Origin of the sequence: Shinella zoogloeoides (assembly GCF_030733845.1) — a bacterium.
GTDB classification, from domain to species: domain Bacteria; phylum Pseudomonadota; class Alphaproteobacteria; order Rhizobiales; family Rhizobiaceae; genus Shinella; species Shinella zoogloeoides_C.
Window position 1 is genome coordinate 481129 of the sequence record NZ_CP132313.1, and the last position, 15321, is coordinate 496449.

At 60.1% G+C, this 15321-nt stretch carries 11 protein-coding genes and 3 pseudogenes; 8 read left to right on the forward strand and 6 right to left on the reverse strand.

Features of this window, described 5'->3' with window-relative positions; all coding sequences use genetic code 11:
• Window positions 1-14: 14 nt before the first annotated feature.
• The 3 genes and pseudogenes from Q9316_RS25155 to hemH all read left to right on the forward strand — a co-directional run.
• Window positions 15-839, forward strand: a complete 825-nt coding sequence (locus tag Q9316_RS25155) for a DUF1365 domain-containing protein (RefSeq protein ID WP_306036002.1) — start codon at window positions 15-17, stop codon at window positions 837-839.
• Window positions 840-985: 146 nt separating this feature from the next.
• Entirely contained in the window at window positions 986-2194 is a 1209-nt protein-coding gene (locus tag Q9316_RS25160; RefSeq protein WP_306036003.1) for an SAM-dependent methyltransferase, read from the forward strand.
• 17 nt (window positions 2195-2211) lie between these two features.
• Window positions 2212-2913 (forward strand): annotated as a pseudogene (gene hemH, locus Q9316_RS25165) (ferrochelatase); the annotation flags it as partial.
• 718 nt (window positions 2914-3631) lie between these two features.
• Here hemH and Q9316_RS25170 read toward each other — a convergent pair.
• Window positions 3632-3934 (reverse strand): DUF982 domain-containing protein, encoded by a 303-nt coding sequence (locus tag Q9316_RS25170; protein ID WP_306036004.1) that lies wholly within the window; start codon window positions 3932-3934, stop codon window positions 3632-3634.
• A gap of 918 nt (window positions 3935-4852) precedes the next feature.
• The gene (locus tag Q9316_RS25175; RefSeq protein WP_306036005.1) at window positions 4853-6562 is read right to left on the reverse strand and encodes an amidohydrolase family protein; all 1710 of its coding nucleotides are present in this window, start codon (window positions 6560-6562) and stop codon (window positions 4853-4855) included.
• Window positions 6563-6874: 312 nt separating this feature from the next.
• Between Q9316_RS25175 and Q9316_RS25180 the strand changes: the two genes are divergently transcribed.
• Together Q9316_RS25180 and Q9316_RS25185 are read left to right on the forward strand one after the other, a co-directional pair.
• Complete coding sequence (locus Q9316_RS25180) at window positions 6875-7234, forward strand: type II toxin-antitoxin system RelE/ParE family toxin (RefSeq protein ID WP_306036006.1); 360 nt, start codon at window positions 6875-6877, stop codon at window positions 7232-7234.
• The gene (locus tag Q9316_RS25185; protein WP_306036007.1) at window positions 7224-7547 is read left to right on the forward strand and encodes a helix-turn-helix domain-containing protein; all 324 of its coding nucleotides are present in this window, start codon (window positions 7224-7226) and stop codon (window positions 7545-7547) included. The genes Q9316_RS25180 and Q9316_RS25185 overlap by 11 nt, the downstream gene beginning before the upstream one ends.
• Before the next feature lie 449 nt (window positions 7548-7996).
• Here the strand turns inward: Q9316_RS25185 and Q9316_RS25190 are convergent, their stop codons facing one another.
• From Q9316_RS25190 to Q9316_RS25200, 3 genes and pseudogenes are all read right to left on the reverse strand, one after another.
• Complete coding sequence (locus tag Q9316_RS25190; RefSeq protein ID WP_306036008.1) at window positions 7997-8518, reverse strand: hypothetical protein; 522 nt, start codon at window positions 8516-8518, stop codon at window positions 7997-7999.
• Window positions 8519-8655: 137 nt separating this feature from the next.
• Window positions 8656-9351 carry an SMC-Scp complex subunit ScpB gene (scpB, locus tag Q9316_RS25195; RefSeq protein ID WP_306036009.1) on the reverse strand — a complete coding sequence of 232 codons (696 nt, stop codon included), beginning with the start codon at window positions 9349-9351 and terminating at the stop codon, window positions 8656-8658.
• 1 nt (window position 9352) lies between these two features.
• Window positions 9353-10305 (reverse strand): annotated as a pseudogene (locus tag Q9316_RS25200) (DUF1403 family protein).
• A 242-nt stretch (window positions 10306-10547) separates the two neighbouring features.
• Here Q9316_RS25200 and Q9316_RS25205 point away from each other — a divergent pair.
• Together Q9316_RS25205 and Q9316_RS25210 are read left to right on the forward strand one after the other, a co-directional pair.
• Window positions 10548-11547, forward strand: a pseudogene (locus Q9316_RS25205) (tyrosine-type recombinase/integrase); the annotation flags it as partial.
• 106 nt (window positions 11548-11653) lie between these two features.
• Window positions 11654-12589: a lytic transglycosylase domain-containing protein gene (locus Q9316_RS25210; protein WP_371878066.1), complete on the forward strand. Its 936-nt coding sequence runs from the start codon at window positions 11654-11656 to the stop codon at window positions 12587-12589.
• Window positions 12590-13053: 464 nt separating this feature from the next.
• Here the strand turns inward: Q9316_RS25210 and Q9316_RS25215 are convergent, their stop codons facing one another.
• Complete coding sequence (locus tag Q9316_RS25215) at window positions 13054-13743, reverse strand: winged helix-turn-helix transcriptional regulator (protein ID WP_306036010.1); 690 nt, start codon at window positions 13741-13743, stop codon at window positions 13054-13056.
• Window positions 13744-13897: 154 nt separating this feature from the next.
• On the opposite strand from Q9316_RS25215, the gene Q9316_RS25220 reads away from it, so the two are divergent.
• A complete protein-coding gene (locus Q9316_RS25220; RefSeq protein ID WP_306036011.1) occupies window positions 13898-15055 on the forward strand; it encodes an acyl-CoA dehydrogenase family protein in 1158 nt (385 codons plus the stop codon).
• The last annotated feature ends 266 nt before the right edge of the window (window positions 15056-15321 follow it).

Sequence of the window (15321 nt, forward strand, 5' to 3'; positions counted from 1 at the left end):
GAAAGAAGCAGGGCATGAAGCAGATCCGGGTCACCAGCATGGCAGACAACGGCCCACCGCCCTCTGCGGCCGGTACGCTTTATCCGGGAAAAGTGATGCACCAGAGGCTCCATCCCTTCTGCCATCGCTTCAGCTATAGCGTCTTTTCTCTTCTGATCGATGTCGACCGGCTTGTCGCTCTTGCCGGACAGACCCGCTTGCTTGCCGTGAACCGCGCGGGAATTCTGTCGTTCCACGAGCGCGATCACGTCGAAGAGGACGGCGAGACGTTGCGACAGTTCGCCGACCGCCTGCTGGCGCCCGCCGGTCTCGAAAGGCCCGCGGCCCGTATACTGCTCCTCGCCTACCCGCGCATGTTCGGTTATGTCTTCAACCCGCTCTCGACCTATTTCGCCTATGACGACGAAGACCGGCTGATTGCCATCATCTATGCAGTCAGGAACACCTTCGGCGAACGCCACAGCTACGTGGCACCGGTCCTTGCGGGCGACATCAGCGCCGCCGGCATCAGGCAGACGCGAACGAAGGTTTTTCATGTTTCCCCCTTCATGGACATGGGGCTGCGCTACCATTTCCGCATTCTCCCGCCCGGCAGGACCGTACGGGTGCGAATTCATGAGACCGCCGGCAAGGACCCCGTCATGGCCGCCACGTTCAATGCGGACGCGGCGCTGCTGACGGACGCCGTGCTGGCGCGCTGCCTGATCCGGTTCCCCTTCATGACGATGAAGGTGATGGCCGGCATCCATTGGGAAGCCTTCAAGCTGTGGCTGAAAGGGGCGCGCTTCCGCACAAGTCCGCCACCGCCGGAAACCGCGAGTTACACAGACGCCGCGTGAACCGGTTTCGAACACACGGCGTCTGAAGCGCCTGCACCCATAGTTTTATCGAATTTTTTCAGGAAGACATCGTGCTCGCATTAGCAAGAATATTCAGACGTGGTCTTAGAGAGAACAGAGCGGGGACCGGACTTTTCGCGCGTGCAATGGACGCCGTCATTTCATCAGTCGATATCGGGAAAATCACGGTCGTCCTGCCCTCCGGCGAACGTATTGAACATGTCGGAACACGCCCGGGGCCTTCGGCGGCGATCACTATTCACAAATGGCGGGCCGTCCGCCGGCTCGCGACAGGCGGTGATCTCGGCTTCGCTGAAGCCTATGTCGACGGGGACTGGTCGACGCCGAATCTGGAAGCCACCCTGGAACTGGCCGCACGCAACATCGATATGCTCGATGGGAAGATTTCAGGTCACTTGGCGATCAGGCTGCTGCAGCGGTTTCGCCATGTTCTGCGCGCGAACAACAAGACCGGCAGCCGGAAGAACATCGCCTATCACTACGACCTCGGCAATGCCTTCTACAGGGAGTGGCTCGATCCGAGCATGACCTATTCCTCCGCACTCTACACGGAACCGACCCTCAGCCTGGAAGAGGCCCAAAGGGCAAAGATAGAGCGAGTCAAACAGCTCCTGATGATCGAAGGTGGAGATCGCGTTCTGGAGATCGGCTGCGGTTGGGGAGCGCTCGCCGCAAGTCTCGGCCACGCAGGCGTCGAGGTGGAAGGGGTCACGCTCTCCCCCGCGCAACTGGACTACGCGACGGAACACATCCGGGCCAGCGGTCTGGAGGACGCGGTACGTCTGCAGTTGAAAGACTATAGGGATGTTACAGGGACCTATGATCGGATCGTCTCCATCGAGATGCTGGAAGCGGTAGGCGAGGCCTATTGGCCCCTGTTCTTCAAAACGCTGCAGCAAAGGCTTCGCGCGGGCGGACACGCCGTGCTTCAGGTCATCACGATCGACGAGAGCCGTTTTGCCGCATATCGAGGCGGTGCAGATTTCATTCAGCGACATGTCTTCCCTGGCGGCATGCTTCCGACCAAAGGCATAATTCAGGAGCAGGCCGCGCGCGCAGGACTTCAATTGGTGCAATCCGAGTACTTTGGATTGGATTATGCTCGAACGCTCCTCGAATGGCGGCGACGCTTCCATGCTGCTTGGCCCAGGATTAGCGCATTAGGTTACTCCAAACAGTTCCACCGGTTGTGGGACTATTATCTTTGTTACTGCGCGGCCGGTTTTAAGGCCGGAACCATAGATGTCGGCCTTTACGTCCTCGAACGGCCTGCCGACCCGACTCGCCCAAGGCGGGAAACTGCCGCGCTTATTCCCACGCTTCCTGGTAACTGAGATTGGCATACCAAAGAATGCGAATGACATCTGCAAGAATCGAACACAGCCATCCGCCTGTCAAACACGGCAAGGTCGGCGTGTTGCTCGTCAATCTCGGCACGCCTGACGGTACGGACTACGCGTCGATGCGGCGCTACCTGAAGGAGTTCCTGACCGACAAGCGCGTGATCGAGTGGCCGAGGATCGCTTGGTACCCGATCCTCTTCGGCATCGTGCTCAACACCCGCCCCGGCAAGGTCGGCAAGGCCTACGAGACTATCTGGAACAAGGACAGGAACGAGAGCTACCTGCGCACCTATACGCGCAGCCAGGCCGAACTGATGGCGGCCTCGCTCAGCGAGCACAGCCATGTCGTTGTCGACTGGGCCATGCGCTACGGCCAGCCCTCCATCGCCTCGCGCATGGAAGCCCTTCAAAAGCAGGGTTGCGAACGCATCCTCGTCTTCCCGCTCTATCCGCAATATGCCGCCGCGACCACGGCGACGGTCAACGACAAGGCCTTCGAGACGCTTCTGAAGATGCGCTGGCAGCCGGCGCTGCGCACCGTGCCGCCCTATCACGACGACCCCGCCTATATCGACGCGCTCGCCATCTCCATCGAAAAACACCTCGCGACGCTCGACTGGGAGCCGGAACGGCTGCTGACCTCCTTCCACGGCATTCCCAAGAGCTATTTCGAGAAGGGCGACCCCTATTACTGCCAGTGCCAGAAGACGCTTTCCGGTTGGGTAAAGCCCAAGGCGCCGTAGTAGGCGTTAGTTTCTGCCTACCGGGAATTCCTTTGGAGTAAACCCAGTATCGCTCCGCTTCTTTCGGTCTAAGCGGCAATACGAACGTAGAACGATCGCGTGCCAATCACTGTCCAGAGACGAAAATTTGCTCGTCTCAGTCGCGCCTTGATTTCAACCTCTGAGACTATGGGATTAGCAAGGCTTCACGAACAACAAGGGTAAGCACAATGTGACTATATAGCCCGCCCACATGCAAGCTTGCCAATCACCCCGGCCATCTTTCCGCCAGGACAAACATGCCGTTTCGGATGTCTCTAATCTCAATTGCACGGCGCATACCCAGAAGAAGAACGGCGGGAGCGCGATCCCAAGTCGCAGACAGCATTTTCGTATTTCCCTGCCAAATCGGGACCAGGAATGCAAATTGTATGCGGATGGCTCCATGTTAGTTCGATGAATTTTGTGTGAGAAGCGCGGTATGACAGCGGCCCATGTTCTCAACGAGAAAGTCGCCAAATGCGCGAACCAAGCAAGACTTGAACCGCACCGACAATGAGCTGGAGATTAACAAGCTAGACATCATAAGCCGTCTTCGCGACCGATGCGCCGGCTAACTTACAGCGCTCGCGGCATACGGCAGCGGCATGACGGGGCTGTTAGCAAGAGAGGCTGCATCGGCAGCCTCTCCCTTCTGCAATAACTCTTACGCGGACAGGCGTCCGCCGCCGGAGCGCGACCGGATCATCCACGGCATGACGCTGGGTGTTTTCACCAGAATGCCCTTCTTCTCTCCAAAAGAGCGAATGGCATTGCGTCCAATCTTTACGGGTTTACGGCCGTCGAAGGCCATGTAGCAGGTCTTCAATGCTGCGTCGTGAACGATGTCACGATCTCTCTCAGGCCATTCTTCCAGAAAATCGATGGCGTCTTCCAGGCACGTTATCTCTCGGATCAGCTCCCTGCGCTCCCTCAGATATACGGGTCTATCAAATACCTTAGAGTTCATCTCTACCTCACTGAAAACGTTGGTGATCAACAAGGGTGGTGTCGGGATCGAGCACCGACCGAAGATGTATTTCCACGGGTTTTCGGTTTCAAGATCAATCTCGGGAGAGCCGGCGAAAATATGGCGAGATGGCGCTGTGAGTCTATGAAGGCCACCCCCATACCTCAATCTTCGATGACGGCGCGTTATCGACGAGCCACGCACCTAACTCACTGTGATCGCCCCAGTGGACACAAGGGCGGTAACGTCGAGGTCGAACCGTTCTGCGAACTTTGACGTCCTCTCAGGAACCTGCTCGACTATATGCAGAAAAAAGGAATGTTCCCGGCGGTGCAGTCGCTCAATCTCAGTGTCCGAAATCTTCTGTCCGACGTAGATCCCGTCATCGACTTTGTGTCCCTCGACCAGAACAGAATGCCTTACCGTGAATTTCACTGGGGTAATGGTCATTGGTTTCCTCCATATCGCAGCACTTTGACACGGACCTGGCGGAAGAAAAACTCGATTACGTGGTAAAGACCTCGTCATAAGCGCTGGCACGCGTCGACACCGCTCGTCGATCCCTGACTTGCCGCCCATCTCGCGGCCTTCGCCGAGCACTTTTCCCGATCCTGCTGGTGCCGCCTTGCCAGCCGATTGTCCGCGTTGCGCTTCTAGCAACAACGCCGGTGATCGAGATCTTCGTCCATCCCACCGCCTGGCCGACCCACGACACCTGCGCCGCCTGCCTGCTGTCATCGCGGTGCGCGGACCGGGACGGGTTTCGCTTAATGCGGTTGTCGCACGTCGAGTTTAGCGATCAGCGTGGACTGCATAGTCGAGGTTTCTTTGGAAGTTCTTAGTGGGATGCGAACTGGCGGCCCCGCTGTTGCAGAATGCGCAAGGACTCGAGATGCTAATCGCGGATCCAATGGCCGACTAAGCGCCTCTGCGATAGCTGACTTTGCCGCCACAAACCGTGATCGCAGGCTCCGCTTCCTGCAGAACATCCGCCTGCATCGCCCCGATATCTTTGGAAAGCACGACGATATCGGCGAGATAACCGCATTTCAGGCGGCCCTTGCGGTGTTCCATGAATTGGGCATAGGCGCCCTCGACCGTATAGGCTGCGAGTGCCTCCATCAGCGTGCAGCTCTGGTCGGGATAGCCCGGTGCGAAGGGTTTGCGGCGGATGGCGGCCTGGATGCCGAGGAGGGGCGAGATCGGCGAGACGGGCCAGTCAGAGGCGAACGGGATGTGGGCGCCAGCTTCACGCAGGGTGCGCGAGGCCCAGGCATAGGGCCAGCGTGCCCGGCCGACGCGTGACAGCGTCGGTTCCAGCGGCAGGTTCATCGCCCCCGGCGGATGCTGCGGCTGCATGGCGGCAATGACGCCGAGGTCGACGAGCCGCCTGATATCGGCGGGGCGGATGACTTCGACATGTTCGATGCGATGGCGGCTGTCCCGCGGGCCGTTCATTCGGCGCGCATGCTCGTAGCCATCGAGGATGGAGCGCACGGATCCGTCACCGCAGGCATGCACCGCTATCTGCAGGCCGCGCCGGTCGGCCTCGGCGGCGAAGGCGTTGAAATGCTCCTGCGTGAACAGCGGTTCGCCATGCCAATCGGTGCGATCGGCATAGGGTTCGTGCATGTAGGCGGTCCAGCTATCCAGAACGCCGTCCATGAAGGCCTTCACCATGCCCGAGGACAACCATTCGGACCGGTAGCGCTCGGCCATGACGGAGGCCTTCTCCAGCACATCGGGCGTCATGAAATTCTTGTAGTGGAAGGGAATCTGGGCCCGCACGGAGAGCGCGCCTTCGGCTTCGATCTCCGCCAGCAGTTCGAGCTGATAGAGATTGCCGTCCATGTTGTGCAGCGAGGTGATGCCCTGGCTCGCGCAATAGGCAAGGCCCCGTTTCGTCATCTCCCTGTCGGCCGTGCGCTCGGCCTCCGTCGGGGGACGCGCCGGCTCGCCGCCGGTGATGAGACCGAGCGACAGGCGCAGCTCACCGCTCAGTTCCAGCACGGGCTCGAAGGCGCCCCATTCCCGCAGCTCGCCGCCGGCAAGCCCGTCCGCGCCCATGAGGATTTCGTTGCCGGGCGGAAGGTCCCTGCCATGCAGCAGGCCGGCGGCCTCCAGGGCCCGCGTGTTGACCCACATCGTATGGCCTTCCGCCGCGGTCATGGCGAAGGGACGGTCGGCGACGATGCGGTCGAGATGATGCCGCGTGATCCGCTCGCCGCCAGGCAATATCTCGTGGTCGGCACCCGTGGCGCGCAGCACCGCAGCCTGCGGATTGGCCTTCGCATGGTCGCCGATCTTCCGCGCCAGCGCATCGAAGCCGCGCACGCCGCCGAGATCGAGGCCGCCCAGCCGCGTGATGTCGGCGGGAATGGCGGCACTTGGCTGCTGCAGTCCGCCATAGACACCGGTGACATCGCCGATGTTTCCGGCCTCGTCGAAACTGAACGCGACGATACCAATCTCGATGATTTCGTCCTTGCGGGCGTTGAGGCCGGTGGTCTCCGTATCGACGACGACGCCCTGTAACGGAAAGCCGGGCCGCGGCGCATCCGCGATGGCGCGGGCCTCCAGTTTCCGCAGAACGCGATAGCGGCCGGTTTCTTCGAGCCGGCGGACCATCTCGATTTCGTCTGCGAGGCCTCGCACATCGTGTGCGGACGGAGATTGGGCCTTCACTTCCGGCTCTCTCGCCTCCCCCGTTCCGAACAAGTCGAACTGCTGCTTCATGCCACCTATCTCGCATTGGCGAGCGCGTAACGCCGCGCGCTTGAGGGCTTCTTATAGAGCCTGCATTGAACATTCGAAACTAGAGGATGTCGAAGCCGCAAAACAGGGCGCACTTGCTGCCCGAATTCTGAATCAGGTATGGGAGGCGCCATAGCTCTCCTATTAAAATATTGATGGATGTAGCACTTAGTGCTATATAGACCGATGTCAGAACGAGTGTTCAAAACGGCGTGGTTTGCCAAGGCAGCAAAGAAGGCGCGCATCTCCGACGAGGCGTTGTCGAAGGCAATCGTTCAGGTTGCCCTTGGACAGGCCGACGATCTCGGCGGTGGCGTCTTCAAGAAGCGCCTCAACGACAACATGCATCGTTCAATTGTTTTGGCGAAGGCCGGGGAGTTCTGGGTGTTCGCCTATCTCTTCGCCAAGAAGGATCGGGCGAACATCGATGACGACGAGCTTCTGGCGTTCCGGAAACTCGCAGATCTCTACCGAGGCAAGGCGAAAGCCGACCTCGAAGCGGAACTCAAGATCGGCGCCTTATTGGAGATTGATCATGGCAACTAAACGCAAGTTCAAGAGCGATGCGTTCGAGGCAATCCATAGCGCTGTCGAAGGCATGTTCGCGGCTGGGACCATCGACAAGGAAACGATGCGGACCTTCGATGAGGATTGCCTTGTGATCCCGCAGGAACTGTCGCCTGGTGAGATCAAGGCGCTCCGCGAGGACAACCATGTCAGCCAGCCGGTCTTTGCCCGTTATCTGAACACGAGCCAATCGACGGTCCAAAAGTGGGAAACCGGTGCCAAGCGCCCGAGCGGGCCAGCGCTCAAGCTCCTCTCGCTCGTGCAAAAGCACGGGCTGCAGATGCTTGCGTAGCTGAATCCCCACTGGCGCACGACAGGCGCGCGCTGCGCTTTCGAATTTCAGGGGCTTCCTGATGACGAATCGCCGCCATAGTGAAGCCGCATGTTTCCAGAGCCTTGCAACCGTCTAATGCCGATCTGCGTGTGCAAGATTGCTCATGACGGCCATGATGATAGCCATGGTTTGAAGCGACCATTTTGCCGGTCCTACTGAACCCCTACGTCAAAACACTCAACATGCAGATTTGCCGTCAATGGATGCATCCTATCCAAACCTTGCCCAGACGCTTTCTAACCGCCTGAGCAACCGCCACGTCGCAGCCGTCAGAAAAAACCATGCCAAAAGGCTTCCTCAACGGCTCGTAATCCCCATAGTCATCCAACGTGCCAGCTGGTTCCGGCCCAGCCAGTGCATATCGGATTGAGGCCCAAAGCTCCCATGCCAGCTCCAGTTCGCCGGGATCACCAGGATAAACGCGGCTCGCTGGCACCATTTTTTTGAAGAGACCCATTTCTCCCAAAATGATGGATGAAACGAAATGAGCGCAGCAATCGGCCAGTTGGATACCGATAACGGACTTTGAATCGCAGCCCATCTTCAGCAAAGCCGTCAGGCAGCTTGACCGAATTCGATTTCATGCCCTGATCAAGATAGACGGTCTGTTCGGCATACGATCCATGATGCGTGATCGCTTCGATTATTCTCCCTGCCAGTGACATAAGGTGATCCCGCTCATCAACGGAGCACACACCGAATGCGATCTGGCATTTTCCGATAATCTCTTGGAAACGATCGCGCAGCTGTTGCGCACCGGGGTTTCCGGCCATTTTCATGCTGCTTTTGAACTCGTCCTGACAGGGGACGAAACCACAGGAGGACAACGCTTTCTCAGCCTGTTGGGTTTGTTCTTCGCTCGCCACTACAGCAGCCAGAACAATAAAGTTCGCCCTAGCGTGGATGCTTTCATCGATATAGATGCTCATAGCATCACTGCGCCAAACGGCCCATTGTTTGTCAAGGAGACATGGCATAGGTTGCCAGCCTGCGTCGGCACTTCAAGCATCCGGTAGCGTGAATGGGTCTCCCGGTCTGCCCGACGCCGCGACGAGCCTGAAGAGATCTATTCCTCCTCGCCCTCAGCCGCATCTAGCGCTTCATCCTGCATACCCTTCCGGCTGAGCATCCCGGCATCCTCGAGCGCCTCGATGTCGGGCAGATCGCGCAGCGTCTCCAAGCCGAAGGCGGCGAGAAAGTGCTTCGTGGTGACATAGGTGTACGGCGCGCCCGGCGTCGGGCTGCGCGGGCCGGAGGCGAGGAAGCCGGCGCTGCGCAGGCTGGCGATCGTGTCGCGGCTGACCTCCTTGCCAAAGATTTTTGACAGGTCGCCGCGGGTGATCGGCTGGAAATACGCAATCGCCATCAGCACCATGGCCTCGAAGTCGGACAGCGCCGGAGCCCCTCCCCGCGTCGAGGCCTGCGACGCCCTAATCGAAACGGCGAAACGCGAACGCGTTCGGTACTGCCAGCCGCCGGCGACGACGACGACCTCATAGGGCCGGTCCCGCAATTCCGCGCGCAGGTCGTCGATCAGCAGGTCGATGCTGCAGTCCTTGCCGAGGACACGGGCCAGCGTCTCCCGACCGACCGGCTCGGCCGCGGCAAAGATCACCGCCTCGACGCGCAGCATCCATTCGCGCCAGCGCAGCTCCGGTGGCAGATCCACCAGTTCCCGATCAAAGAGATGTTCATCTCCAGCGTTCGCTTGCTTGGTGCGTCCTTTGCCCTGTGGTGCCTTGGCTGCGATGGATCCGTTCATGTCACAACCCATAAATCCTGAACGCGCTGCGGCCGGACAGTTCGCGCACGGCGCCAAAGCCTTCCAGACGATCGAACATCCGCGTTGCCGCCCAGCGCGACAAATGACTACCCGGGGCCGACGCGGCCACGGCATCCTCGTCGAGCAGTTTTGCAATGACCAGGCCGGCGCCCTTCGTGCGAACCTTTGGCGCGGCGGCGCGCAGCGTCTCGGCGCGCCGCGCGATGTCGCCGGCGGTGCGCAGGGCAGCACCGGTTGCCTCGAAAAGGGCGAGGCAGACGGCCCGGGCAAAGGCAGGCTCGCCCGGGCGCACGCGGCCCCTGCCCCCAAGCGTCTTGAAGGCGGGCCCATAGCGCTCGGCCATCAGCAGCGGCAGGGCAAAATCCCACTTCAGCAGCGCGGCGATCAGCATGTCGGCCAGCATCCAGGCGAGCGGTTCGGCATCCGGACGCGTGGCATGAACAGAACTCACCAGATTCGCCGCCGCAAACGGCGCTGGACGGCCGGATTGCAGTGCATCGTCGGCATGGTCGACCGCCGCGGCCAGCCGATCGTCCCAAACGAGCCCCAACAAGTCGGCAAGCTCTGCCACCGCCTTCGTCGAGAAGGCGGGTTTTCGGGTGGAAAGCCTTTTGTAGGCTAAAACACCCGGCCGGCCGGGCCGGGATCGTCGCCGGCGGTCGTCAGCAAAAGCGCATCCCGCAATGCATGCTCGTCCTCGCTGCGGCCCATCAGGCGGACCGCGACGGCGGCACATTTGAGGGCGTGGCGCGCGCGCCAGCAGCCGGCCCAAACGGGCTCGGAACGAACGATATCGTCCAGCGATTTCAAAGCGATGCCGGCGGCGAAGGCGGCTGAAAGATCGCCCGGCTCGCGACCATGTGGCAGGGCCCAGCCGGGCAGCGTGGCGGCGGGCGTCGGGGAGGCGACGGGTGCGATGACGGGCGAATCCATGGCAGTCAGCCTACACCGGTTGTGCGGTTTACGCCATACTATTGATTATATACCGCACAGCATGTCGCTCCTACATAATGATGGATAAGATTGCCTTACCGCTCATTATTCTCTTCATATAGGAGATGGCTCGACGAAAACAGCGAAATTCACCCTCTGGAGCGTTCTGCGCTGCCGCGCAGCACGGTGGTTTTCACTGTTGTTTCCGTGGCGGTGTTGGCCGACCTCCCTGTCTTCCCGAGGCCAACGCCGACCGGCCTGCCCACCTGCAATATCTCACCGAGCGCGCCCGTGGCTATGTCGCGGCTGCGTCGTCGGCCAGTACTCGGCGGGCGTACGCAGCGAACTGGAAGCACGTTTCCGCCTGGTCCGACTCCAAATTTTCGCCCCTCCCCCCGGATCCGCAGATCGTCGGCCTCTATATCACCGCCTGCGCATCCGGCAGTGCTGTTGGCACGCCGCCGTGGCGGCAAGCCGAACAGCTTTTCGACCATTGAGCGCCGCCCTCCGCTGGAACGATGCCCAGCGCGGCGAGCAAAAACACGATCGCAAGGACCGGGCAATCGCCACCGTGCTCGTCGGAATCCGCAACAAGCACGCCGTCCCGCCCTGGCAGAAGGAGGCTATCCTGCCGGAAGAACTGATCGCGATGCTGGAAACCCTCAAAATGGGGACGCTGCGGGGCACACGGGACTGCGCGATGCTGCTTGTGGGTTTCGCCGGCAGGCTCAGGCGCTCGGAAATCATCTGGCTCGACCTCGGTCGCGACCAGACGGGCGACGCGCGGTTGGATTGAGCTATTCGACAATGGCGTGCTGATGAAATTGCGCGGCAAGACGGGCTGATGCGAGGTGGAGATCGGCCGGGGATAGTCCGACTCACCTGCCCCGTTGCGGCGCTGGAAACCTGGATTCGGTTTGCGCGACTCGCTAGGGGACCGCTCTTTCGCCGCGTCACGGGTGAGGGCAAGGCGATCGGGCTGGAGCGTCTCAACGACCAGGGGGTGGCACGCCTCGTCAAGAAGACGGCGCTGGCGGCGGCGTGCAGGGCAATCTTTCCGAGCAGAAGCGAGGCTAGAAATTTTCCCGGCATTCGCTGCGCGCCGGTCTCGCCTCTTCCGCCGAGGTCGATGAACGCCATGTACAAAAGCAACTTGGCCATGCCTCAGCCGAGATGACCCGCCGCTACCAGCGGCGGCGTGATCGCTTCCGGGTCAACCTAACGAAAGTCGCCGGCCTGTAGGCGCCCCTCCCCTCTCGGGCCTGAGGTGGAGATACGAGGATTAAAACTCCCCCTTTAAAATGAGGTACAGTCCTATCGTCTTTCACATCGATGACATGAGGAAGAGATGTGGCACGCACGGCGGAGATGGTACGGGAGAAGACTTGCCTTGCTGGCTGCAGGAGGGTTGATCGTCGGCATATCGACCGATGCCGCGTTTGCCCAGATTGAATGGCGTGCGCCGCCCTGTACTTACTCATTGGCCACCAGCACCGGAACGCTCTGCGTCCGCGCGGGCAGCTTCAATCGCGACATATGCACGGCGCTTGCCCATTTCGCCGGCGAGAACGATCTACCGCCAGATTTCTTTGCCCGGCTGATCTGGACGGAAAGCCGGTTCCGTCCAGATGCGGTCAGCCCGAAGGGGGCTGAAGGAATAGCCCAGTTCATTCCCTCCACCGCAAGACTGCGCGGCCTGGCGAACAGTTTCGACGCTTTGGAAGCACTGAAGAAATCTGCGGAATATCTCGATGACCTACGTGATCGCTTCGGCAATATCGGTCTCGCCGCCGCCGCCTACAATGCCGGCGAAGGCGGGCTGCGGGCGTTCCTGAAAACCGGAAGTCTGCCGCAAGAGACCCGCAACTACGTCCTTGATATCACGGCTCATGCGGCCGAGGACTGGCGCGATAACCCGCCTGCAACCGTTGATCTGCGCTTAGACGAGCAGAAGTCTTTCGAAGACGCCTGCATCGCGCTTGCCGACACGCGACGCCTCAAGGCCCCGGAATTCGAAGTGGAAGGCGCATGGGCACCCTGGGGCGCGCAACTGGCGGGACATTTCCAGAAGCGGGTGGCAGTCAGACTCTTTCTGTCGACCGTCCGCTCCCTGCCTGCACCGCTGAACAAGGAAAAACCGCTGATCCAAAAGGAACGCAACCCCGCTTTCGGGACAAGGCTGCGATACACGGCCCGCATTGGCCGGCCGACCCGAAAGGAGGCCGAGGCCGTGTGCCTTGAAGTCCGCAAGAGCGGAAGCGCCTGCATCGTCTTCAGGAACTGACCGCGACAAGCGCTTGGCCAAATCGCGCACCGCTGGGCCCGACAAGAATGCTGCGACTTCGAAATACTGCCCCCTCCCCTTCCAAGCGCTTATGAATGAAGCCACGTAAGGTCTCAGAGCTCCCACGGGGACGCGGGTTCTAATCCTGTTATCTCAAAATCCTTGAGATTGCGCCGGTCGCGGTTTACCTGAACAGTTGCCGCTATCATTCCGCCCCAAGCGACATATCCGCCCTTTTCGGGGCCGCGGCATCTATGACTCGCCAGAAGCCAGCATGGCTTCCTCAGCAGTCCGAAAAATCGATCTGCAAATCGGTGACGCTTCTCGCGCAATCCCTTTTCAAATCGATCCGTCCGTTGATCCGGCCTGATCTTCTGGATGTCGAAGGAATCTCACCGATCATCTGCTGCCAGTATTGCCCTGGTCCAGGTCCCGACCGGACATGATCTCCACAGTTGGGGAATCTAGGCTGTCATTCGAGGCGTTTTGGCGAAGACGCTCAGACCGAGCCATTCCTGGATGTCGCGCGCGAGTCTCTTGTCGCCTTCCAACCTCAGCGTCTCCGCCTCGACTTCCTGACGTATGGTCGACAGACCCATCCAGATTGCGGTCATCGAGCGAAGCGCGGCCTCGACAAGAAGGTCGACGTCATAACCTGGATCGAAGTTGCACAGATCGACTTTTCCGTTCTCGATAACGATCCACCAGCACTTCTGCTTGGCCGAAAGCTCCGGGTACAGAAACTGTATCGTACAACGACGCGGCGGAAGCCTTCGCGTATCGAGGTTGCGCCGCATGTCCCACATGAGCAGGGAAGGGTCGAGGTTCTTCAGGGAGAGGCGCGACTCCATCCACCGTTGCGCCCAGTTTCCAAGGCCGATGATCAGCGGCCTCAGTTCTTCGCCCGCTGACGTCAGTTGGTAGTCGGTTATGCCGTTTACGCTCCTCGTCGCGATGATGCCCGACTGTTCCAGTTCTTTCAGGCGCTTGGACAGAAGAGCTGGCGACATTTTCGGCAAACCGCGGCGCAATTCGTTGAAACGCGTCGATCCGCACAGGAACTCGCGGACGACGAGAGTCGTCCAACGCGAGCATAGGACTTCCGACGCCATCGAGACGGGGCAGAACTGCCCATAGCCGTCGCGCTCTCCCATAGGGACCTCCAAAGGTCTGGATCGACCAAGATACGACAAAGCGGCCATTCCGCCAATCGCCCCTGCCCCCGCAGCTTGCAGTACAGTTCGTGTACTAGCCGGATTTGCGAAAGGCGCGCACAGTTTCCATCCTCATCAGAGAGGAGGCATTGACATGCTCGAGCTTGCAGAAACAACGCAAAATCCTGGCGACGGTCCATCGATCGTCGAGCTGACCAATTCAATCCTGCCGATCCTGGCCCAACGCGCTGGGTCGATCGACGAGAGCGACACCTTCGTCGGCGCGAACTACGCGCTGCTCAAGGATACCGGCCTCGTACGAGCGGGCGTTCCCACCGAACTGGGCGGACTGGGCGCGGAGGTGCCGGAACTTTGCGAGATGCTCAAATCCATCGCGCGGGTCTGCGGTTCCACAGCACTCGCCTTTTCCATGCACACCCACCAGGTCGCGATCCCCGCCTGGCGCTGGCGAAACCAGAAAGTGACCGCGGTTGAGCCGCTGCTGAGGCGTGTCGCGTCGGAGCAAATCATCTTGCTCTCGAGCGGCGGATCGGACTGGATCGGCGGATCCGGGACAGCCACGAAAGTCGACGGCGGATATCGGATCACCGCACGCAAGCGTTTCACATCAGGCGCAGCGGCAGGCAACGTCCTGATGACCGGCGCCGTCCTCGAAGACGAGAGCGGGGCACGCTCGGTCCTTCATTTCGGCGTTCCCATGGCATCGCCGGAGGTTTCGATCGAGGATACCTGGCGAACCCTCGGCATGCGGGGAACCGGCTCGAACGACGTCATGATCGAAAACCTCTTCGTGCCGGATGGAAGCGTTGCATTTTCCAGGACTGCGGGGCAATGGCACCCCGTCTTTCAAATCATCGGCACCATCGCCTTTCCGCTGATCTACGCTGTCTATCTTGGTGTCGCGGAGAGCGCTCGCGACATTGCCGTTGAGATGGTCCGTGGCAAATCCGCCAGCGACCATGTGATCGGGCTGGTCGGGCGCATGGAGACGTCGCTGAGAGCTGCGCAGATCGCCCATCGCTGGATGCTGGAGGTGGTTGGCCGAAACGAACCGTCTGCCGAAACCATCAACGAGGTCATGATCGGCCGTTCTCTCGTCGCACGCCACTCAATCGAAGTGACGGAACTTGCCATGGAGGTCGCAGGTGGTGCGGCGTTCTATCGAAGCAACGGGCTTGAGCGGTGCTTCCGCGACATTCAGGGGGCGCGCTATCATCCGATGCAGCCGGGGCCGCAGTCACACTATGCGGGCTCGTTCGCGCTCGGGCTATCCATTGAGAACATCTTTTGACGCCGTCACGGTCACTTTCACGAGGCCGAACGTATGGAAAGACTGTTCCACCCGTTCGGCCTCGTCGCTAAAAATAACCGGACTTCCTCTGCCCTCCGTCACGGCCCTCAAAGAAAGCGTTATTTTTCAGATGTTTAGATCAGTGGTCAGTTGACCACCGAAAACGTGCTGTAAGGCCTACCGATTCGGCTGCAGCAGAGGTGCCTTAAAACATCCATATTTTCAATAACTTACATCGGTGGTCAGGTGACCACCCCGAATCTCAG

What these genes read in the sequence shown, in the direction of transcription:
- Q9316_RS25160 (WP_306036003.1), top strand. Translation starts at nt 986, where the DNA reads ATGGACGCCGTCATTTCATCAGTCGATATCGGGAAAATCACGGTCGTC.
- Q9316_RS25155 (WP_306036002.1), top strand. Translation starts at nt 15, where the DNA reads ATGAAGCAGATCCGGGTCACCAGCATGGCAGACAACGGCCCACCGCCC.
- scpB (WP_306036009.1), bottom strand. Translation starts at nt 9,351, where the DNA reads ATGAACGGATCCATCGCAGCCAAGGCACCACAGGGCAAAGGACGCACC.
- Q9316_RS25220 (WP_306036011.1), top strand. Translation starts at nt 13,898, where the DNA reads ATGCTCGAGCTTGCAGAAACAACGCAAAATCCTGGCGACGGTCCATCG.
- Q9316_RS25210 (WP_371878066.1), top strand. Translation starts at nt 11,654, where the DNA reads ATGTGGCACGCACGGCGGAGATGGTACGGGAGAAGACTTGCCTTGCTG.
- Q9316_RS25185 (WP_306036007.1), top strand. Translation starts at nt 7,224, where the DNA reads ATGGCAACTAAACGCAAGTTCAAGAGCGATGCGTTCGAGGCAATCCAT.
- Q9316_RS25215 (WP_306036010.1), bottom strand. Translation starts at nt 13,743, where the DNA reads ATGGGAGAGCGCGACGGCTATGGGCAGTTCTGCCCCGTCTCGATGGCG.
- Q9316_RS25170 (WP_306036004.1), bottom strand. Translation starts at nt 3,934, where the DNA reads ATGAACTCTAAGGTATTTGATAGACCCGTATATCTGAGGGAGCGCAGG.
- Q9316_RS25190 (WP_306036008.1), bottom strand. Translation starts at nt 8,518, where the DNA reads ATGAGCATCTATATCGATGAAAGCATCCACGCTAGGGCGAACTTTATT.
- Q9316_RS25175 (WP_306036005.1), bottom strand. Translation starts at nt 6,562, where the DNA reads ATGGTCCGCCGGCTCGAAGAAACCGGCCGCTATCGCGTTCTGCGGAAA.
- Q9316_RS25180 (WP_306036006.1), top strand. Translation starts at nt 6,875, where the DNA reads ATGTCAGAACGAGTGTTCAAAACGGCGTGGTTTGCCAAGGCAGCAAAG.